General features: G+C 73.5%; 17 protein-coding genes and 1 pseudogene. 5 read left to right on the top strand and 13 right to left on the bottom strand.

The window, feature by feature from the left end; genetic code table 11:
- Together AB0E07_RS32400 and AB0E07_RS32405 are read right to left on the bottom strand one after the other, a co-directional pair.
- Positions 1-663: maltotransferase domain-containing protein (locus tag AB0E07_RS32400; protein WP_362260127.1), on the bottom strand; the 663-nt coding region annotated here is incomplete at its 3' end.
- 78 nt (positions 664-741) lie between these two features.
- On the bottom strand, positions 742-1,041 hold the full coding sequence (locus AB0E07_RS32405; protein ID WP_362260129.1) for a DUF5133 domain-containing protein: 300 nt from the start codon (positions 1,039-1,041) through the stop codon (positions 742-744).
- A 327-nt stretch (positions 1,042-1,368) separates the two neighbouring features.
- Between AB0E07_RS32405 and AB0E07_RS32410 the strand changes: the two genes are divergently transcribed.
- Together AB0E07_RS32410 and glgX are read left to right on the top strand one after the other, a co-directional pair.
- Positions 1,369-1,866: a pep a2 gene (locus AB0E07_RS32410; protein ID WP_362260131.1), complete on the top strand. Its 498-nt coding sequence runs from the start codon at positions 1,369-1,371 to the stop codon at positions 1,864-1,866.
- Entirely contained in the window at positions 1,863-4,013 is a 2,151-nt protein-coding gene (glgX, locus tag AB0E07_RS32415; protein WP_362260133.1) for a glycogen debranching protein GlgX, read from the top strand. The genes AB0E07_RS32410 and glgX overlap by 4 nt, the downstream gene beginning before the upstream one ends.
- 21 nt (positions 4,014-4,034) lie before the next feature.
- Here the strand turns inward: glgX and AB0E07_RS32420 are convergent, their stop codons facing one another.
- The gene (locus AB0E07_RS32420) at positions 4,035-4,838 is read right to left on the bottom strand and encodes a VOC family protein (protein WP_362260135.1); all 804 of its coding nucleotides are present in this window, start codon (positions 4,836-4,838) and stop codon (positions 4,035-4,037) included.
- 204 nt (positions 4,839-5,042) lie between these two features.
- On the bottom strand, positions 5,043-5,834 hold the full coding sequence (locus AB0E07_RS32425; protein WP_362260137.1) for an RNA polymerase sigma factor SigF: 792 nt from the start codon (positions 5,832-5,834) through the stop codon (positions 5,043-5,045).
- A gap of 428 nt (positions 5,835-6,262) precedes the next feature.
- Here AB0E07_RS32425 and AB0E07_RS32430 point away from each other — a divergent pair, with 428 nt between their 5' ends.
- Positions 6,263-6,778: a hypothetical protein gene (locus AB0E07_RS32430; RefSeq protein ID WP_362260139.1), complete on the top strand. Its 516-nt coding sequence runs from the start codon at positions 6,263-6,265 to the stop codon at positions 6,776-6,778.
- Between the two features lie 9 nt (positions 6,779-6,787).
- Here the strand turns inward: AB0E07_RS32430 and hemC are convergent, their stop codons facing one another.
- From hemC to AB0E07_RS32445, 3 genes are all read right to left on the bottom strand, one after another.
- Positions 6,788-7,723 carry a hydroxymethylbilane synthase gene (gene hemC, locus AB0E07_RS32435; RefSeq protein ID WP_362260141.1) on the bottom strand — a complete coding sequence of 312 codons (936 nt, stop codon included), beginning with the start codon at positions 7,721-7,723 and terminating at the stop codon, positions 6,788-6,790.
- 116 nt (positions 7,724-7,839) lie between these two features.
- Entirely contained in the window at positions 7,840-8,616 is a 777-nt protein-coding gene (locus AB0E07_RS32440) for an NPP1 family protein (RefSeq protein ID WP_362260143.1), read from the bottom strand.
- Positions 8,617-8,779: 163 nt separating this feature from the next.
- A complete protein-coding gene (locus AB0E07_RS32445) occupies positions 8,780-9,760 on the bottom strand; it encodes an ATP-dependent DNA ligase (protein WP_362260145.1) in 981 nt (326 codons plus the stop codon).
- Between the two features lie 188 nt (positions 9,761-9,948).
- Between AB0E07_RS32445 and AB0E07_RS32450 the strand changes: the two genes are divergently transcribed.
- Entirely contained in the window at positions 9,949-10,596 is a 648-nt protein-coding gene (locus AB0E07_RS32450) for a TetR family transcriptional regulator (protein WP_362260147.1), read from the top strand.
- A gap of 164 nt (positions 10,597-10,760) precedes the next feature.
- On the opposite strand, the gene AB0E07_RS32455 is transcribed toward AB0E07_RS32450, so the two are convergent.
- Both AB0E07_RS32455 and AB0E07_RS32460 read right to left on the bottom strand, forming a co-directional pair.
- Positions 10,761-11,813, bottom strand: a complete 1,053-nt coding sequence (locus tag AB0E07_RS32455; RefSeq protein WP_362260149.1) for a YncE family protein — start codon at positions 11,811-11,813, stop codon at positions 10,761-10,763.
- A gap of 50 nt (positions 11,814-11,863) precedes the next feature.
- On the bottom strand, positions 11,864-13,606 hold the full coding sequence (locus AB0E07_RS32460; RefSeq protein WP_362260151.1) for a hypothetical protein: 1,743 nt from the start codon (positions 13,604-13,606) through the stop codon (positions 11,864-11,866).
- A gap of 137 nt (positions 13,607-13,743) precedes the next feature.
- Here AB0E07_RS32460 and fes point away from each other — a divergent pair, with 137 nt between their 5' ends.
- Positions 13,744-15,000, top strand: a complete 1,257-nt coding sequence (gene fes, locus AB0E07_RS32465) for an enterochelin esterase (RefSeq protein WP_362260153.1) — start codon at positions 13,744-13,746, stop codon at positions 14,998-15,000.
- Here the strand turns inward: fes and AB0E07_RS32470 are convergent.
- From AB0E07_RS32470 to AB0E07_RS32485, 4 genes and pseudogenes are all read right to left on the bottom strand, one after another.
- The gene (locus AB0E07_RS32470; RefSeq protein ID WP_362260155.1) at positions 14,927-15,706 is read right to left on the bottom strand and encodes a 4'-phosphopantetheinyl transferase superfamily protein; all 780 of its coding nucleotides are present in this window, start codon (positions 15,704-15,706) and stop codon (positions 14,927-14,929) included. The two genes, fes and AB0E07_RS32470, sit on opposite strands and share 74 nt — an antisense overlap.
- Before the next feature lie 28 nt (positions 15,707-15,734).
- A complete protein-coding gene (locus AB0E07_RS32475; RefSeq protein ID WP_362260157.1) occupies positions 15,735-19,583 on the bottom strand; it encodes an amino acid adenylation domain-containing protein in 3,849 nt (1,282 codons plus the stop codon).
- Positions 19,580-19,891 carry a phosphopantetheine-binding protein gene (locus AB0E07_RS32480; protein WP_362260261.1) on the bottom strand — a complete coding sequence of 104 codons (312 nt, stop codon included), beginning with the start codon at positions 19,889-19,891 and terminating at the stop codon, positions 19,580-19,582. The genes AB0E07_RS32475 and AB0E07_RS32480 overlap by 4 nt, the downstream gene beginning before the upstream one ends.
- A pseudogene (locus AB0E07_RS32485) lies at positions 19,880-20,506 on the bottom strand (isochorismatase family protein); the annotation flags it as partial. The gene AB0E07_RS32480 and the pseudogene AB0E07_RS32485, both read right to left, overlap by 12 nt.
- Between the last annotated feature and the right edge of the window lie 77 nt (positions 20,507-20,583).

Here is a 20,583-nt window from a genome sequence, read left to right on the forward strand (position 1 = left end):
ACGGAACGTCCCGTGCGGCACCTCCTCGGTGCCCTCCGACCGCGGGAAGAACTCGTACCACGCCCCGTACAACGCCCGCTCCCGCTCCACCAGCAGCGGCAGCTTGTCGGACGCCGTCACGAACTCCCGCAGCGGGTAGCGGGCCAGCACCGCCTCCACCTCGGGGCGGAACGCGGCCGCCAGGCGCGTCGCGACCGGCAGAGAGTCGTCCCTGAGAGTGCCGACCGCTTGGAGCAGTACCGGCCGCCGCTTGGCGGGCGCCCCGGCCGCCGCGCGCTCCAGCAGGTCCGCGCCCTCCTCCAGCACGACGCCGGTGTCGATGCCGGCCGGCACCTTGATGCGGGCGGTGCGCCGCCAGGTCGTCACCGGGTCGCTCCACGCTTCCACCCGGAAGGTCCAGCGCCCGAGGGCGTTCGGGGTGACCTCGGCGCCCCAGCGGTCGCTTCCCGGCTCCAGCTCGCGCATCGGCGTCCACGGGCCCGGCCGACCGTCGGGACCGCGCAGCACGACATTGGCGGCCACGGCGTCGTGCCCCTCGCGGAACACGGTCGCCGACACCTCGAACGTCTCGTCCACGACCGCCTTCGCCGGGCGTCGGCCGCACTCCACGGCCGGCTGGACGTTCCGTACCGGGACACGGCCGATGGCCGTGGTTGCCTTCATGCTCTTTGTCTCCGCCGTAGTCGTGGCCGGACCCTGACGGGCCCGGCCGGGTTTTCAAGCTGCGCGGGAAGGGGGTGGCTACCTGCCCGCCGGGGAAGGCCGCTTGGCGGCCGGTGGACCGCGCCTGACGGCGACGCCCGGCCGGGGGCGGTCGTTCTGTTCACGCAGATAGGCGCCGACACTGCAACGCAGATAGCGCTCGGCCGCGTCCGCGGCCTCGCGCGCGCAGCGCTTGCCCATCAGCACGCACAGCGTGTAGCCCGAGTCCTCGAACGTGGCCCGCGCCGTACGGTCGTCGGGGGCCGCGAGCATGACGCGTTCCCATGCCCGGTAGCGCCCAAGCTGGCGGGCGACTTCGGTCTTGGCCGGTAGCAACATGACGCCGTTTCACCTCTCGGTTGCATGGCACGTCACCGGACGGTCAGGGGTGGTCGTGCGGACACACGGATGCGACACACGGGATGCCGTGCGGGCACAGGGGTCACCACACATGGTGCACGGATGGTGACCCAACGTCTTGTTATAGCTTCAACTATGTCGCGCGGCCGCCCTCCCGTCGCGCTCGGTGCTCGTGTTGCACGAATGGCGTAGCGATCCCACGCTGGAGGTGACTCAGAAGCGATCGATGCTCACGCTTCGCGTTCGGGGCCCGTCCCGCGGGGACGGAAGCAAGCGCCGAGCCTCGCCGGTGAGGAGCCAACGACGATGAACACCGCAGTGCCCTGCTACTACCACCTCGACGTGGAAGTCAGCCCCGAACGGGTCGGACAGGTCAGGCGCATCCTGGCCGCCCATCTCCGTCACTGGGACCTGGAGAACCTCGTGGAGCCCGTCTGCGGCGGCGCCGAGCTGCTGCTGAACGCCATCGACGAGCACGCGAGGGACAAGAACACCTCGATCGAGATGTGGTGGAACGGCCAGCATCTGATCACCGCCGTCGCGGGCGACGACCGCGACCTGCGCCCCGACCAGGACCTGCGCGGCTGCCTGGGCCGCATCGCCGCGATCAGCGACGGCTGGGGCTGCTGCGCCACGGCCGCCGGAGCCAAGGTCATCTGGTTCTCCCGGCGCGCCCGCGCCTTCGAGCGCCTCCCGCTGGTGCCCCTCGGCCCGGCCCCCAGCCTGCGCGAGCGGCGCCGGGTGCCCCGGGCGGCCGTCGTGCCGGCCGGACCGGCCGAGCGGGTGCTGGAGGGGGTGCGGTGACCGCGCGCAAGGACCGCGCAGGGGTGCCCGTCTGGAGCGGGCACCCCTTCCCGCTGGGTGCCGCCTACAACGGCCAGGGCACCAACTTCGCCCTGTTCAGCGAGGTCGCCGAACGGGTCGAGCTGGTCCTGGTCGACGACCGCGGGCGGCACAGCAGCGTGGACATGGCCGAGGTCGACGGGTTCGTGTGGCACTGCTTCCTGCCCGGCGTCGGCCCCGGCCAGCGCTACGGCTACCGGGTGCACGGCCCCTGGGACCCGGAGCTCGGCCACCGGTGCAACCCGGCGAAGCTCCTGCTCGACCCGTACACCCGCGCGGTCGACGGGCAGATGGACAACCACGCCTCGCTCTTCGAACGCGACCCGCACGGACCGTCGCCCGGTGACAGCGCCGGGCACACCATGCTCGGCGTGGTGACCGACCCCTTCTTCGACTGGGGCGACGACCGCCCGCCGCGGCGCCCGTACGCGGACACCGTCATCTACGAGGCCCATGTGCGGGGACTGACCCGCACCCACCCCGGGGTGCCCGCCGAACTGCGCGGCACCTACGCCGGGTTGGCGCATCCCGCGGTCGTCGAGCATCTCACCTCGCTCGGGGTCACGGCCGTCGAGCTGATGCCGGTGCACCAGTTCGTCCAGGACGGCGTCCTCACCGACCGCGGGCTCGCGAACTACTGGGGCTACAACACGATCGGCTTCTTCGCCCCGCACAACTCCTATGCCGCCCACGGCAGTCGGGGCCAGCAGGTCGCCGAGTTCAAGTCGATGGTCAAGGCGCTGCACGAGGCCGGGCTCGAAGTCATCCTGGACGTCGTCTACAACCACACCGCCGAGGGCAACGAGAAAGGCCCCACCCTCTCCTTCCGCGGCATCGACAACGCCTCCTACTACCGGCTGGTGGACGGCGACTGGTCGCACTACTACGACACCACCGGCACCGGCAACAGCCTGCTGATGCGGCACCCCTACGTGCTCCAGCTGATCATGGACTCGCTGCGGTACTGGGTCACCGAGATGCACGTCGACGGTTTCCGCTTCGACCTCGCGGCCACGCTCGCGCGGCAGTTCCACGAGGTGGACCGGCTGTCGGCGTTCTTCGACCTGATCCAGCAGGACCCGGTGATCAGCCGCGTCAAGCTGATCGCCGAGCCCTGGGACGTCGGCGAGGGCGGCTACCAGGTGGGCAACTTCCCTCCGCTGTGGTCGGAGTGGAACGGCAAGTACCGCGACAGCGTCCGGGACTTCTGGCGCGGCGGCGAACACACCCTCGGCGACTTCGCGTCCCGGCTGACCGGCTCCTCCGACCTGTACCAGCACAGCAGGCGCCGTCCGCGCGCCAGCGTCAACTTCGTCACCGCGCACGACGGTTTCACGTTGCGCGACCTGGTCTCGTACAACGACAAGCACAACGAGGCCAACGGCGAGGGCAACCGGGACGGGGAGAGCGACAACCGGTCCTGGAACTGCGGGGCGGAGGGCGCGACCAGGGATCCGGCCGTGCTGGAGCTGCGCGCCCGCCAGCAGCGCAACTTCCTCGCCACCCTGCTGCTGTCCCAGGGCATCCCGATGCTCTGCCACGGCGACGAACTCGGCCGCACCCAGCGCGGCAACAACAACGCCTACTGCCAGGACAACGAGGTCTCCTGGATCGACTGGCGGCTCGGCGCCGCGCAGCGCGACCTCGTCGACTTCACCCGCCACGTCATCGGCCTGCGCACGGCCCACCCCGTCCTGCGCCGCCGTCGCTTCTTCCGCGGGGAGACCGTGACCCACGCCGGTCAGCCCCTGCCCGACCTGGTGTGGTTCCTGCCGGACGCGCGGGAGATGACCGAGGAGGACTGGCAGCGCTCGGACGCCCACTGCGTGGGCGTCTTCCTCAACGGCGACGCGATCGCCGAGCCCGACCGGTGCGGCCGGCCCGTCGTCGACGACTCGTTCCTGCTGCTGCTCAACAGCTTCTGGGAGCCGGTGGACTTCCGGCTCCCGAACAGCCGCTACGGCGAACGCTGGACCACGCTGATCGACACCGCCGAGGACGGGGGCGCCCCCGACGAGACCGAGCACAAGGCGGCCACCACCATGACGGTCACCGCCCGCAGCCTGGTCCTGCTCTCCCGCCCGTCCCGCACGAAGGGCACCCCGTAGGACGCGTGCCGATGACGGCGCCTAGGGTTCGCGGCGTGAGGTGACCGTGAACTGGGCGCCGTCCGGGTCGCGCAGTATGGCCTCCTCGTCGGACTTCGACAGGACGCTGCCGCCGTGCTGCTCGGCGGTGCGGGCGCAGGCCGAGACGTCGGCGACGGCGAAGTGGACCTGCCAGTGCGGGCGGATGGTGGGGTCGGGAGCGGCACCGAGGGCGCCCGACTCGATCCGGGCCACGGCGTCGCCGCCGCTGCGCAGCACGACCTCGCCGCCCTCGTAGTGCACCTCGCAGCAGCCGGGCCGGTCCGTCGCCCAGTCCAGGACCTCGCCGTAGAAGATCGCCGCGTCGAAGGCGTCGCGGGTGTGCAGGCGGATGAAGGCGGGGGTGGAGCGGCGCCAGTTCTCCCAGTCGGTGACCAGCTCGCCCTCCCAGATGCCGAAGGTCGCGCCGTCCCGGTCGGCGAGCAGGGCCGCGCGCCCCGGCGGGAAGGAGATCGGACCGACGGCCGCCGTGCCGCCGCGCTCCTGCACCCGCGCCACCGCCTCGTCCGCGCTCGGCACGGCGAAGTACGGGGTCCAGGCGACCGCCATCTGCCACATGGTCGCGACCGCGGCGATCCCGGCGACCGGGACCCCGTCGGCCAGGGCGATCCGGAACCGGTCGCCGAGCTTGCCGGTGCGCCAGCGCCAGCCGAGCACCGCGGTGTAGAACGCCTGGGTGGCCTCCAGGTCCCGGCTGGTCAGGCTCACCCAGCAGGGTGCCCCGAACACGGAGTGGGTGGAGACGACGCCCCGGGTGCGGCGGGTGGGCTTCGTGTCGTGATTCATGGCTGTCGCGTCCTGGTCTCGCCGGTCCGGCGGCCACCGGTGTCTCTTCCCAGTGTCCGGCCGGTACCCCGGAAGGCGCTTGCCGAGTACCCCGGCCGTCACGCCGAAACAATGATGATTCCAGGCCGTGGGCGAGGGCATACCGCCGCGCGGGTGACACCGCGGATCCGCCGGCCGGCGGATCCGCAGCCTCCTGGGCACGGGCTAGCGAGCCTGGGTCAGCAACTCCTCCCGCAGCCGGTCGAAGCAGCCGCTGAGCAGCCGGGAGACGTGCATCTGGGAGATGCCCAGCTGCTCGGCTATGCGGCTCTGGGTCATCCCGCGGAAGAAGCGCAGATAGAGGATGGTGCGCTCGCGCTCGGGGAGGCGTTCCAGGCAGGGGCGCACGGCCACCCGGTCGACGACGATGTCGTAGGCCGGATCGGGTCCGCCGAGGGAGTCGGCGAGGGCGTACCCGTCGGTGCCGGGCAGCTCCGCGTCCAGGGAGAGGGCGGAGAAGCAGTCCAGCGCCTCCATCCCGGTGCGCACCTCGGCCTCGCTGAGGTCGGTGAGGTCGGCGATCTCCGGGACGGTGGGGGCGTGGCCCGGGGTGGTCTGGGCCAGGTCCTTCGCCGCCTGGCGCACCCGGTTGCGCAGGTCCTGGACCCGGCGGGGCACGTGCAGCGTCCACATGTGATCACGGAAGTGCCGTTTGATCTCCCCGGTGACGGTGGGCACCGCGTACGCCTCGAAGGCGCAGCCCCGGTCCGGGTCGTAGTGGTCGACGGCCTTGACCAGGCCCAGCGCGGCCACCTGGTAGAGATCCTCCAGGGCCTCGCCGCGGCCCTTGAAGCGGACCGCGATGCGTTCGGCCATGGGCAGCCACGCCTGCACCAGCGTGTCGCGCAGGGCCTTGCGCTGCGGCCCCTCGGGGAGCCGGGCGAGCCTTCGGAACGCGGCGGCGGTGTCGGGGGCGTCGTCGTGCGGGTGCTGCTTCGTTCTGCCGGTGGTGGCCATGAGGCGCACCTCCCTCAGCAGGTGCCGGCTGGGACAGTCACCGTGAGAGGCGCGGTCCGGATCCACGCGGAGGCGGTCCGGAACCCTTGAGCCGGGTTCCCACGGACGTGCCTCCTGTCCGAAGCACTCCACGGTGCATTCCCAGCCACTCTCCCTTCAAACAAAATGTCCTGATATCAGACTAAATGATGCACATACTGAGATCGCTCGACTTCGAGGCGTGAGAGCGCCCCGCGATCGTCCGGGCCGACGTGATGTGCGGCACGCTCCCGCCTCCGGCCGCGGGACCCGGCGGCGGATACCCGCTGGGCAGCGCTTGATCGGCGATCAAAGGGGGTGAATGCGCTGGCCACAGCGCATTCCGCTCATTTGACAGTGCGCTGAGCACACAGATAGGAAGCAGCTCTCTGAGGTCGAAGAGGTGCAGTGTGTGCGAGCCGAACGTGGTCGGGGACTGGCAGGAGTACGACGAGCATGCCGGTCTGCGGGTCCGCGTCCACCGTCTGGAGCAGGCCGAGCCTCCGCGTGGACGTGACGACGCCGCCGAGGGCCTGACCTACTTCACCGTCCGGGTGACGGTCGAGAACCGCGGCGAGCGGCACTACGGCATCCACCTGGAGGACGGCCAGATCGACGTGCGGATCGGGCCGGACGGGGAGAGCGCCTTCCTGGACTGGCGCAACACGCAGTTCATCGAGGGCTTCGACGTCTATCCGCTGCGCCGGGCCACCGCCGTGCTGTTCGCGGCCGGGCCCGAGGCGAGCCTGGACCAGGTCGACGTGCAGATCCAGCTGCGGGTCGACGAGGAGTGGACGGAGCGTCGGCTCTGGGCGGGCGGCATCGGTCTGCACGAGGGCCCGTCGCACACCGGGGCCGGGCGGGAGTGCCTGGCCCACCAGGTGAGCGTCTTCCTGCGCGACCAGGCCGAGGAGGGCACCGCCTGACCCGGTGGGTCAGTGCGGGATGCCGTCGATGATCTCGCGGGCGCCCTGACGCAGCAGCGCCACGGCGACCGAGGTGCCGAGGGTGGCCGGATCCAGTCGGCCCGCCCACTCGTGGGCGTTGAGCCGGGTCTTGCCGTCCGGGGTGAAGACACACGCCCGCAGGGACAGCTCCCCGCCGTGGTCCACCCGCGCGTACCCGGCGATCGGGCTGTTGCAGTGCCCCTGGAGGACGTGCAGGAACATCCGTTCGGCGGTCGCCTCGCGGTGGGTGTCCGGATCGCCGAGCGCGCTGACCGCGTCGATCAGCTCGCTGTCGCCCTCCCGGCACTGGAGTGCGAGGATGCCCGCGCCGATCGGCGGCATCATCGCCTCGGGGGAGAGGATCTCGCTGATCACGTCGGAGCGGTCGATCCGCTCCAGGCCGGACACCGCGAGCAGCAGCGCGTCGGCCTCCCCGGCCGCCAGCTTCGCCAGCCGCCGGTTGGCGTTGCCGCGGAACGGCACGCACTCCAACTGCGGGTGCGTGGCGGCGAGCTGGGCGACCCGGCGCACCGATGAGGTCCCGATCCGGGTGCCGTCGGGCAGTTCGTCGAGGGTGAGGCCGTCCGGGTGCACCAGGGCGTCGCGGATGTCGTCCCGCTTCAGGAACGCGGCGAACACCGTGCCCGCGGGCAGCGGCCGGTCGGCGGGCACGTCCTTCACGCAGTGCACGGCGAGATCGGCCTCGCCCGCCAGCAGCGCGGCGTCCACCTCCTTGGTGAACGCCCCCTTCCCCTCGACCTTCGCCAGGTCTCCCAGCCACTTGTCGCCGGTCGTCCGCACCGGCACGACCTCGGTGCGCACGTGCGGGTACAGGGCCGTCAACTCGGCTCGGACACGCTCCACCTGGGCGAGCGCCATGGGCGAGTCGCGGGAGACGATACGGATCAGTTCGGGCACGGACATGCCGACACGATAGACCTTCGGATCACCCGCTCCGGGCCGTACCGCTCGATTCACGTCGATCGGGCCCGGGGCGGGGGAGGCGGGCGGCGCCGGTCCCGCGCCCCGGGCCGAGCGGATCACGCGTACGGGTCGAAGGTGATGCCCGACGGCTTGGCGGAGGACAGGTGGTTGGCGAAACTCGCGTCCTTCAGACCGAAGTTGGCGCTGCCGAAGTTGTAGGCGGTCAGCTTGTCGCGGACGCCGGCCGGGTAGCCGTTCCAGCCGACCAGCGGCGGGTACTGCCAGGTCCCCTTGTGGTTCTCCGGGGGCTCGTCGTTGGAGTTGGCGAGCCGGAAGCAGTGCGTGCTGATGCCGTCCTTGTGGTAGACGACCTTCGCGTGGGTGCCCTCGAAGCGGACGGAGGACGCCCCGGTCACGGTGAACGAGCCGTGGTTGGAGGTGGAGACGTACTTGACGGCGCCGCTCTGCACCCAGATCACGACATGTTCCCAGTCGTGCCGGTGCCCGCCGATGCTGCTGCCCGCGAGGGCCTGGTCCTTCTCGAAGTACAGGCCGTAGAGGTAGGCGCACCAGCCGTTGTTGCACTTGTAGCGCGAGTAGCTGTTGGTGTTGTCGAGGTCCGAGGCGTCACGGCAGCTGCCGTTGAGCGCGCCGGTCGGGTTCAGGCCGCCGTTGACCGTGCCGTCGGGGCCGATCGCGGGCGTGGAGTAGCAGCCGTCCGTGTCGTAGTCGAAGGCGGGCTGATAAGTGAACTCGGCGGACTCGGCGTTGGCGGGCAGCGCCTGCGGCGGGGCCGCGAGGGCGACGGAGGGGAAGGCGACGACGAGCACGGCGGCACCGGCGAATCCGGTGAGCCATCTCCCGCGGTGCTTCTTCGACGACGATGACGACACTGCGTCCTCCTCGGGTGGGCGCAGCCCAACGGCTGTGGGGGGAAAGGGAAGTTCAGCTTCCCCGCTTTTCATGTCCGCGCCAAGAGGGTGCGGGCGTCACTCCGGTGACGGCTGTCCCAACAGTGGGATCATGACGGCGGTCTCGGCCGACCCGGGCCGTCGGTCAGCCGAGGTCGTCGGGGAGTTCGGCCGCCGACTCCTCCGGGGTCAGGTCCGGACGCAGCCGCAGCCAGGACGGCTGACGCAGCAGCCCGGCCCGGGTCCGCGTACTGAACCGCACCTCGCCGACGATCCGGGGCACGACCCAGCGCGCCCCCGGCACCGCCGGCACGGGGTCGAAGGGGCACTCGTCGGTCGCGGCGACGCCCAACAGCTCACCGAGCTGCTCACGCTCGCGGGCGCTCCAGCCGGTGCCCACCCCGCCGACGTAGCGCAGCCGCCCCCGGAACCGCTGGCCCAGCAGCAGGGCGCCCGGCAGCCCCGTGATCCGGCCCCTGCCCGGGAGCCAGCCGCCGACCACCACGTCCTCGGTGCGCAGATTGCGGATCTTGATCCAGGACCGGGACCGCACCCCCGGCTCGTACACGGAGTCCAGCCGTTTGCAGACCAGCCCCTCCAGCCCGTGCTCGCGCGTGGCCCGCAGCGCCTGCTCCCCGTGGCCCACGAGGGCGGCCGGCGTCGACCAGCGGGGTCCGTCGAGGCCCAGGCCCTCCAGCCGCTCGCGCCGCCGCCGGTAGGGCAGACGGATCAGGGACTCCCCGGCCAGGTGCATGACGTCGAACAGCACCAGATGCACCGGCGCCCGCGCGGCGAGCCGGGCCGCGCGCTCCGGGGCGTGGGCGAGCCCCATCCGGGACTGGAGCGCCTGGAAGTCGGCGCGCCCTTCCGCGTCCGGCGCCAGGACCTCCCCGTCCAGCACCGCGGGCGTGCCGCCCAGCGCGGTGCCCAACGGGCCCAGTTCGGGGTAGGCGGCGGTGACCTCCTCGCCGGAACGGGCCCGCAGGACCAGACCGCCGTCCCCGGTGAGACAGGCCACCACCCGCTGGCCGTCCTGCTTGGTCTCGTACGCCCAGCGGGCGTCCTGCCCGGCCGGCGGGAGGGTGCCCGGGGTGGCGAGCATCGGGGGGATCAGCGGCAGGTCCACGGGTGAGGTGTCGACGGACCGGGACCCCCGCACGCCCGCCGGCCTCGGGTTTCGCCTGAACGGCCGCCGAGCGCGGCCGGGGCGGCTCCCCGTAGGCTTGCCCCTCTGGAGCGACCGTCACGAGGCGGGCCGCGCCGGCGGTGGGGACCGGCCGGCGCGGGCGGAGTGGTCCCCGTGTGGTGATGAGCATGGCAGGCAGGACGGTCCGGGCGGAGCAGGCCGGCGCGACCCGGGAGCTGATCCTGACCGCGGCCGAGCGGCTGTACGCCGAGCGCGGGGTGTACGCGGTCTCCAACCGGCAGGTCGGGGAGGCCGCCGGACAGGGCAACAACACCGCCGTCGGCTACCACTTCGGCACCAGGACCGACCTGGTCCGGGCCATCGTGCGCCGGCACGCGGCACCCATCGAGGAGATCAGGGCCCGGCTGGTCGAGCGGGTCACCGGCTCCACCGAACTGCGCGACTGGGTGGACTGTCTGGTCCGGCCCGTCTTCGCTCACCTCGCCGACCTCGGCAGTCCCACGTGGTACGCCCGGTTCTGCGCCCAGGTCATGGCCGACCCGGCGCTGCACCGGATCATGGTCGAGGAGGCCCTCGGCTCCCCGGCACTGCGGGAGATCGTCGAGGGGCTGCGCCGCAGCCTGCCCGAGCTGCCCGAGGACGTCCGGGCGGAGCGCGGCGACATGGCGCGTCATCTGATCGTCCACATGACCTCGGAGCGGGAGCGTGCGCTCGCCGAGCGGGCGCCCACCCCGCGCGCCGACTGGGCGGACGCCGCGACCGGCCTGGTCGACGCGCTGGTCGGCATGTGGCGGGCGCCGGTCACCGCCGCCTGACGCCTCCGCGTACACCCCGGCGTGACGCCTCCGCGTACACCACTGGCGTGACGCCTCCGCGTACCCCCCCTGGCGTGACGCCTCCGCGTACACCCCGGCCCGACGCCTCGCCCGCTCTTTGCTGCCGGGGCCCGGCGGAGCGGTCCGCCGGGCCCCGGTGCGCGTCAGCGGCTCAGGCGGACCCGGGTGATCTGGTCCTCACCTCCCGCTCCGGCGCCGGACTTGTCGACCAGGTACGCGGTCCGGCCGTCCACCTCGACGTGGTTGGGGTTGGCGCCGGTCGCGATCGTCTGGACGACCGTGCCCTTGCGGGGGTCGACCACCGTGACGTTCGCCGCGGTGCGGTTGACCACCAGGACCTTGCCGGTCCGGTCCTCCGCGGCGACGGACAGCGCGCCCGCGCCCGTGGCGACCGACTTGGTGACGGTGCCCGACTTCAGGTCCACGACCGAGACCGTGCCGGCGGTCTGGTCCGCCGTGTACGCGGTACGGCCGTTCTCGGACAGCGCGACGGAGATCGGGCCGTCGCCCGCCGGGACGAACCGCGGGGTGTCGGACTTGGCGGAGACCTCGATGATCCGGTCGCCGTTGAGGTCCGCGGCGTACACCGCGCCGGACTTCTCGTTCACCGCGAGGCCGGTGGGACCGGCACCCTCCACGGTGATCCGGCGCTTCTCCTCGAAGGTCTTGGAGTCGTACGCCACCAGGGTGCCGTCACCGAAGCCGCTCGCCCACACGGTGTTGTGCCGCTCGTCGACGACGATCTCCCGGGCGTGCGCCACGTTCGGCAGGGTGGCCAGGTGCGCGCCGGTCCGCTGGCTGTAGACGGCGACGGTGTTGTTGCGGGTGTTGGTCACCCAGACCGTGTTGTGCTCGTCGTCGACGGCGACGCCGTACACGGCCTCCCGGGCGCCGGTGGCGGCGTCGGTGACCGGCGGGGTGATCGTCTCCTCGACGGCCAGCGTGTCCGGGTCCACCTTCAGCAGGCTGGTGTCGGTGACCGGGGGACGGCCCAGGGAGACGGTCACCCAGAGGGCGTCGTTCCGCTCGGAGTAGGCCGACTGGTACAGGCCGCGGACCAGCGGGGCGGTGGTCACGGTCGAGCCGGTCGTCCGGGCCGAGTCGGCCGAGGCGGTGCCCGCCAGCGCGACGCCGCTGACGGCGGTGAGGGCGACGGCGACGGCCGCCGCGACGGAGGTGCGGGTGGAACGGGTCATGCTGATTCAACTCCTGTGCAAGGGATGGTGAAGGAAATGAGGGAGAGTGGTCAGTTGGCCGCGGTGGGGCGGCGACGGACGACGAAGAGGGTCGTCGCCGCGGCTCCGGCGGCTCCGCCCGCGGCGGCGGCAGCCGCCGACCAGGCGATCGTCGCGTAGGAGACGGGGGCCTCCACGGTGGCGGCGGCGAGGGTCTTCGCGGACGTGTCGGGGGCCGTGGTGGACGACGCCTCGGCGTCCCCGGTGCCGGCCCCGGTGGTCGTGAACTCGACCTTCAGCGAGGTCGGCGGGTTGGGGGCGAGGAAGCGCAGCCAGTGCGCGCCGACGGAGGTGTCCGCGGGGACGGTGACGTCACCTTCGTAGGAGCCGTCGGCGTCGGTCTTCCACTGGCCGAGGATGGCCTCGTCGTCGAGCTTGATGGTGAGCTGCTCGCCGGCCGGGAACTTGGTCACCGCGAAGTGCAGCGTGCCGCCCGGCTGCACCTCCGTGGCGGTGATCTCGGCCTTCGCTCCGGCGGAGTTGGTCGCGCCGGCCGGGGCGCCCGAGGCGGCCGGAACGGGCGTCGCGGACGAGCCCGACGCGGTGCCGCTGCCGCTGCCGCTGTCGTCGGTGTCCGTGGCGGAGGCGGTGGACGAGGTGACCGTGAAGCCGGCCTTCAGGCTGGTCGGCGGGTTGGGGGCGAGGAAGCGCAGCCAGTGCGCGCCCTTCGTGGTGTCCTCGGGAACGGCGACGCTGCCGGAGTACGTCCCGTCGGCGCCGATCGTCCACTGGCCGAGGATCGCCCCGTCGTCGAGCTTCACCGTCAGCTGCTCGCCCGCCGGGAACCCGGTGACCCGGAAGGAGACGGTGCCGCCCGCCGCCACCCGGGACCCCGCGGTGATGGCGGCGGAGGCGGCGGAGCTGCCGGTGCCGCTCCCGGAGCCCGAACCGGTGCCGGTGCCGGTGCCGGTGCCGGAGTCCGACCCGGAGCCCGAACCCGATCCGGAGCCCGAGTCGGTGTCACCTCCGCCCGAACCGCCCCCGCTGGAGGCGGACTTGACGGTGATATCGGCCTTGAGGCTGGTCGCCGGGTCCGGGGCCAGGAAGCGCAGCCAGTGCGCGCCCGCCGCGGTGGACGCGGGGACGGTGACCGTGCCGGAGAAGGTGCCGTCGGCCTTCACCGCGTCGGACCACTGGGCGAGGATCCCGCTGTCGTCCAGCTTGACGGTGATCTTCTGACCCTCGACGAAGCCGGAGAGCTTGAACGACACCTTGCCGCCGGCCGTGACCTCGGCCCCGGACGTCAGCCGCACCGCGGGGTCGGCCGCTGGAGCGGTCGGGGTGGGCGTCGGAGTGGGCGTCGGCGTCGGGGTGGGGGTGGGGGTCGGTGTGGGAGTCGGGTCGGTGGCGGCCGTGACCGTCAGCGGCTCGCTCTTCACACTCGTCTGCGGGGCCAGGAAGCGCAGCCAGTGGCCGTCGCCGACGCTCGCGCCGGCCGGAACGGTCACCGTCCCCGAGAGGCTGCCGTCGTCGCCGAGCGTGAACTGCTTCAGCAGGGTCGTGTCGTCGAACTTGACGCTGAGCGTGGCGGCGGCGGGGAAGCCGGTGACGGTGAACGAGACGTCACCCCCGGCGCGCACCGAGGCCGTGCCCAGGGCGACGGCGGGTGCCGAGGCGTCGGCGACCAGGGCCACCTGGTCCGTGAGGGCCGTGCCCTGCGAGCCGACGAGGGGCGCGGAGAGGGCGCCGAGGCCCAGGGCCGCACCCGCGGTGACGACCAGCACACGGTTGAGCGCGGGTCTGTGAGAGGTCATGGGAGAAGTGCTCCTGGCAGGGAGAAGGGGTGGGAGGGATTTCGGGAGGCGGACCGGGGAGCGCCCGGGGAACGAAAAGGGGTGAGGTTAGGCTTGCCTAATCGGAAGAAACGACCTGCCATCCGGAGCCCAGCCACATGCCCGTGCCCGCACCGCCGAACGACAGCCCGCACCACCCGCCCCGCACGGCTCGTCCCGGGCCGGTGCCGCGGCTGTCCGCCCCGGCGCGCGCGCTGCCCGGCCCGAACGGGGTCGAGGAGTTCTGGGCCGAGGCGCGCCGCCGGGGCACACCCCTGGTCGGTCCCGACCCGCTGGGCGCGGCCGACCACCGGGCCGTGACCTTCCTGTGGCGCGGAGGTCCCACGACCCGTGCCGTCCAGGTCCTGCCCAACAAGCTCGGCGACCCGCGCGACCCCGACGGCAACCTCATGGAGCGCGTCCCCGGCACGGACGTGTGGCACTGGACCGTCCGGCTGCGCCACGACTGGCGCGGCACCTACGACCTGTACGTCGACGAGGGCGAGGGCCCCGCGCCCGGGACCTCCGGCTACTGGCCCTGGCTGCGCACCCGGCGCCGCCACGACCCCTACAACCCGCGTGCCCTGCCGCACCGTTGGGGCGACGGCACGGTCTCCTGGGCGGCGCTGCCGGCCGCGCCCGGCTCGGCCGACCCGCCGCTCCGGCCGGACGCCGAACGCGGCACCGTCACGGAACACCAGGTGGACAGCGCGCACTTGGGCGCCCGCCGTCGCGTCTGGCTCTACCGGCCGCCGCTCGCCGGCCGGCCGGCGGAGCCGCTGCCGGTCCTGGTCCTCCTCGACGGCGACCACTGGCAGCCGCGCCTCGGACTCTCCCGGCTCCTCGACGACCTGATCGCCGAGGGCCGGATCCCGCCGCTGGCCGCGGTCCTGCCGGACGCCGTCGACGAGACCACACGCTGGGGCGAACTGTCCTGCCGCCCCGAGTACGTGGCCTTCCTCGGCGAGGAACTGCTGCCCTGGGCCGCGACCCGGCTCCCGCTGACCGGCGACCCCGCGCGCACGGTGGTCGCCGGGCAGAGCCTCGGCGGACTCACCGCCGCCTACGCCGCCGTCCTCGCCCCGCACCGGTTCGGCAACGCCCTCGTGCAGTCCGGTTCGTTCTGGTGGCCCGTCGGGGAGCGGGCCGAGTGGCTGACCGGGGTCCTCGCCGAACTGCCCCGGCTCCCGGTGCGGTTCCGGCTCTCCTTCGGCGAGCAGGAGTGGGTGGCACTGCCCGCGGCCCGCCGCCTGCGCGACACGCTCACCGCCCTCGGCTATCACGATTCCTCCTACCGGGAGTTCAACGGCGGACACGACTACCTCTGCTGGCGCACGGAACTTGCTGACGGACTGGCGGAGTTGCTGGGGGACTGAGCCGCGCCGCCGAGCGCACCACGCAGGCCCCGGCCCAGCCCGCCGGCACCTCGACATCGGCGAAGGACCAGCCGGCCGGACCCGACGGACGGGCCCCGCTGCCCACGTACACCTCGCGCAGCGCCCGCAGGGACAGCCCGTCGCCGCGCGCCTTGAGGAACGCCTCCTTGCGGCTCCAGCACCGGGCGAAGGCAGCCGGGCGGGCCTCGGCGGGCAGCGAGTCCAACTGGCTCCGCTCGGAGGGGTGCAGGGAACGGGACGCCTCCCGCACCACCCGCGCCTCGGGGACCCGCTGGAGGTCTGCGCCGACCGGCGCCGGGGCCAGCGCCAGCAGCGCGAGCCCGTCGGAGTGCGACAGCGAGAAGTGCACGCCCGTGCCGGCCGGCCCCGCGACCGCCGGTCTGCCGTGCGGTTCGCCGCAGCGCGGACACGGCTGCCGGACCATCCGCAGCGCGGGGGCGGCGACGCCCGTGTACGCGCTGAGCACCCGCCGCAGGGCGCTGTGCGCGGCGACGTACAGGGCTCGTTCGGCCGGTCGACGCAGCGCCGCCGCGCGGCGGCGCTCCACCGCGTCCAGCACCGACTCGTCGAGCGGCACGCCCGGCTCCGGTGCCCGCACGACCCACAGGTGCGGACCGCGGGCGAGGCCCGGGGGCCGCAGTCCGGGGCCGCGGACCAGGACCCGCGGGACGAGGGTCGTCGTCATGACGCGGTCCGGGGATCGAACGGGCCGGTCATGCGTCCAGCTCCTTGAGTCGTGCGGTGAGGTGCGCGGCGACCGCGTCGAGGTGCCGGTCGCGCAGGAGTTGCGGGTGGGTGCAGTCGATGTCGTGGTCGTCGACGGCGCCGCTCACGTGCGGCAGCCAGGCGCGCGGGGTCAGCCAGTCCTCCGGGCGCGGGGCGGCGGCGGTGAGGAACAGCACGTCCCCGTCGAAGCGGCGGTGGTGGTGGGCGCGCATCATCCGGGCGTGGTTCGGCACGATGTCGACGATCCGGCCGAGGGCGTGCTCGGGCAGCCCGGCAAGCGGGCTGCCCGCCCGGCGCAGGGTGGCCAGCACGTCGTCCCGGGTCCGCTCGGCGCGGCGTTCGAACCCCGCCATCCGCAGCACCGCGGTCAGCGCGTCGCCCTCCTCGGGCGCCGGACGGTCCCGCCACTGCTCGGCGGGGAACGCGTCGAGCAGCGCGAGGAGTTCGACCCGCTCACCGGCTTCCTGGAGCAGCACGGCCACGGTGTGCGCCAGCACTCCGCCGACCGACCAGCCGAGCAGCCGGTACGGGCCGTGCGGCCGCAGGGCGCGGATGTGCCGCACATAGTCCTCGGCCTCCTCCTGGAGGGTGCGCGGCAGCGGCTCGTCGCCGGTCAGTCCGCGCGCCTGGATGCCGTAGACCGGCTGCCCCGGATCCAGTCGCGCGGCCAGTCCCGCGTAGCACCAGGCGAGTCCGCCCGCCGGATGGACGGCGAACAGCGGCGGCCGGTCCCCGGAGGTCCGCAGCGGCAGGACGACGCCGAGGGCGTCGGCGGCGGCCGGTCCGGTGTCCTGGAGCCGGGCGGCGAGCGCCGCCGGGGTCGGCGCCTCGAACAGGGAGCCGATGGTCAGCTCGGTGCCGAACTCCTGCCGGATCCGGGTCACCAGCCGCACCGCGAGCAGCGAGGTGCCGCCCAGGTCGAAGAAGGCGTCGTCGGGGCCGACCGCCTCGGCGCCGAGCACCTGCGCGTAGAGCAGGGCCAGGGCCTCCTCGCGGGCGTCGGTGGGCCGCCCGGCGGCGGCGCCCGTGAAGCGCGGGGCCGGCAGCGCGCGGCGGTCGAGCTTGCCGTTCGGGCTCAGCGGGAACGCCGCGAGGCCGATCACCGCGGCCGGCACCATGTGCTCCGGCAACTCCCGCGCGAGGGCGGCCCGTACGGTCACCGGGTCGGCGTCGCCGGTCACATAGCCGATCAGGCGGTCCTCGCGCACCAGCGCGCACGCCCCGTCGACCCCGGGCCGGGCTGCCAACGCGGCCTCGATCTCACCGAGTTCGATGCGCTGGCCGCGCAGCTTGACCTGGTCGTCGGTGCGCCCCAGATACTCGATCTCGCCGCCGTCGGTCCAGCGCGCCAGATCGCCCGTGCGGTACATCCGGGTCCCCGCCGGACCGAACGGATCGGCCACGAACCGGGCCGCCGTCAGAGCCGGGCGGTTCAGGTAGCCGTCCGCCAACTGCCGTCCGGCCAAGTACAGTTCGCCCGCGACCCCCGGCGGGCAGGGCTGAAGGGCGCAGTCCAGGACGTACAGCCGGGTGTTCCACACCGGCCGCCCGATCGGCACCGGCCCGGACCCGTCCGGAACGCAGGCGTGGTACGTCACGTCGACCGCCGCCTCGGTCGGCCCGTACAGGTTGTGCAGTTCGACGCCGGGCAGGAGCCGCCCGAAGGCGTTCGCGGTCTCCCGGGGCAGCGCCTCCCCGCTGCAGAACACCTGCCGCAGCCCGCCGCACCCGGCGGCGTCCGGTCCGGCCAGGAACACCTGGAGCATCGACGGCACGAAGTGGCAGACGGTGACCGCCTGTTCGCGGATCAGCCGGGCCAGGTACACGGGGTCCTTGTGACCGCCCGGCTCGGCCAGGACCAGCGTCGCGCCCTCGCGCAGCGGCCAGAAGAACTCCCACACGGACACGTCGAAGGACGACGGCGTCTTCTGGAGCACCCGGTCCCCGGGGCTCAGCCGGTAGGCGTGCTGCATCCAGCGCAGCCGGTTGTCGATCGCCCCGTGCGACACCACGACGCCCTTCGGGCGGCCCGTGGAACCGGACGTGTAGATCACGTAGGCGGGATGCGACGGCGTCAGCCCGCGCGCCGGGTTCACCCAGGGGTACGCCGACACGTCCAGCCCCGCCAGGATCACGGCCGGTGTCCCGGAGTCCGCCGGCAGGCGGTCGGCGCGGTCGGTGACCGCGCACACCGGCCGCGCGTCCCGGAGCATGTACGCCAGCCGGGGCGCCGGATAGTCCGGGTCCAGCGGCAGGTACGCGGCCCCCGACTTCAGCACCGCGAGCAGCGAGACCACCAGTTCCACCGAGCGCGGCAGGGACACCGCGACGACCGATCCGGGCCGGGCGCCGAGGGACCGCAGGTGGTGGGCGAGCCGGTTGGCGCGGGAGTTCAGTTCGCCGTACGTCAGGGTGGTGGGGCCGGAGACCAGCGCGGGGGCGTCGGGGGTGCGGGCGGCCCGGGACTCGATCGGACCGATCAGGGTGGTCGGCGGCAGCACCGCCTCGGTGCGGTTGAACTCGTCCAGCACCAGAGCCCGTTCGTCAGGTGTGGCGATGCCGTGGCCGGCGAGCGGCAGGTGCGGGTCGGTCTCGGCGAGCCGGGCCAGCAGGTGCAGGAACCGGGCCTGGTGCGCGGCGAGTTCGGCGTCCGAGTACAGGGCGGGGTTGGCGTCGTGGTCGATGCGCGGGCCCCGGCCGTCGGCGCGGTCGTACACGTTGACCGTGAGGTCGTCGACCGGTCCGGCGGAGAGGTTGCGGGCGCGGGCGGGCGCGCCGGCGAAGTCGACGGCGTAGTCGAAGGGCATGACGTTGACGAGCGGGCCGACCAGGCCCCGGGACTCGCCGAGCAGCCCGAGGTCGCGGCGGATGTCCTCGTAGCGGTAACGCTGGTGGCGGCGCACCTCGCGGATGCCGAGCACCACCTGGCGGACCAGGTCGGCGAAGCTCGCGTCCGGCGGCACGATGAGCCTGAGCGGCAGCACGTTCATGACCATGCCGGGCACCCGCAGGGCCGCCGAACCCATCCGGCCCATCATCGGCAGACCGAGCACCACGTCCGTGCGGGCGGTGGCGCGTGCCGTGTACAGGGCCTGCGCGGCGATCACCACGTCCGGCCACGTGGCGCGCAGCCGGGCGGCCAGGTCACGGACCCGGGCCGTGACCTCCGGCGCCAGGTGGGCCGTACGGCGCAGGAAGGTACGGGACGGCAGCGCGCCGCGGCCCGCCAACCGGGGAGCCTCGGGGCGGTCGGCGAGCACCTCGGCCCAGTGCGCGCGGTCGGCCGCGAAGGCCGCCGAGCCGCGGTAGGCGGCGTCCTCGGCCGCCAGGTCCGCGAGGGTGCCGAAGGTCCGCGGACCGGGATCGCGGCCCTGGGCGAGCGCGGTGTACACCTCCGCGGTGCGGCGCACCAGCAGGGAGTAGCCGAAGCCGTCCATCACGAGGTGGTGGATCCGCTGGTACCACAGCCAGCGCCGCTCACCGACCCGGAACAGGGCGTGCCGGAACGGCGGTCCCGCCGCCAGGTCGCACGGCTCGGCCAGGTCGGCGCGCATCCACGCCTCGGCCGCTTCCTCGTCGAGCGGGCCGAACACGGTCAGGGGCGGTTCCACGGTGTCGCGCAGGCGCTGACGCGGCCCGTCGGGGGTGTCCTCGACGACCACGCGCAGCGCCTCCGCCTCGTCGGTGACCTGGCGCAGCGCGGTGGCGAACAGGTCCGGGTCGAGGGGGCCTTCGATCTCCAGGCACTCGGCGGTGTTCTGCGCGGGGCTGAGCGGGTCGAGGGCCTGCGCGAACCACATGCCCGACTGGGCCGCGGTGAGGGCGAGCGAGGTCATACCGCCCCCAGCAGGCGCGCCCAGGCGTCGACGGTGGGCCGCTCGGCGAGGTCGGTGAAGTCGGCGTGCACGTCGTGGGTCTCGCGCCAGCGCTCCAGCAGCGCCATCACGCGCACCGAGTCGAGGCCGTGATCGAGGAGGTTCTCGTCGAGGGGGATGTCGGCGGGGTCGTCGCCGAGGCAGTCGGCGATGTCGGCGCGGATCCGGGCGACGCTGAGCGGCGCCGCGGGACTCTCCCGGTACGGCGAGGGGTTGTCCCGGAAGGCGGCGGGGCTCTCCCGGTACGCCGCGGCGCTCTCCCGGAACAGGGCGTCGGCGGTGGTCACGGCCGCGCACCGGCCGGCCGCCCAGCGCAGCGCCATGTCGTGGTCGGCGCGGGAGAAGTCGGCCACGGCGTCGGCGACGACGAACGCCTCGATGTCCCGGCTCCAGGCGTCGGCGGCGGTCATCAGCACCCCGATGTGCGCGTACACGCCGACCACGACCAGTTGGTCGCGGCCCGATTCCCGCAGCAGCGCCTCCAGTTCGGTGCGGGCGAACGCGCTGTACTTCCATTTGGTCAGCACGGTGTCGCCGGGTCGCGGCGCGACGCTCGCGGGCGCGGCGAGGGCCTCGGGGTCGTCGGCCACGCCCGGTCCCCAGAAGTCGAGTTGAAGTCCCCGCTCCGCGGGCGTCTGTCCGCCGCGCTGCGCGGAGTGGACGACCGGCACACCGAGCCGTCGGGCGCGGGCCAGCAGCCGTTCGGTGTTGTCGAGCAGGCCGGTCAGGGGCTGTTCACCGGCGGGGAACGCGGACAGGAAGTGCTGTTGCAGGTCGTGGACGAGCAGCACGGCGCGCGCCGGGTCGACGGTCCAGGACACCCTGGCTTCGGGCAGTTCGGCGGCGGTGGGCAGCGGATAGGGGGAGACGGCGGGAAGTGCCATGAGGGTGGGGCCTTTCAGTGCTGCTCGGCTCAGTGCTGCTCGGCGGTGGCGCGCGGCCGGTCCTGGCCGGCCGGGGT

It is taken from the genome of Streptomyces sp. NPDC048002 (genome assembly GCF_040653275.1).
Lineage (GTDB): Bacteria > Actinomycetota > Actinomycetes > Streptomycetales > Streptomycetaceae > Streptomyces.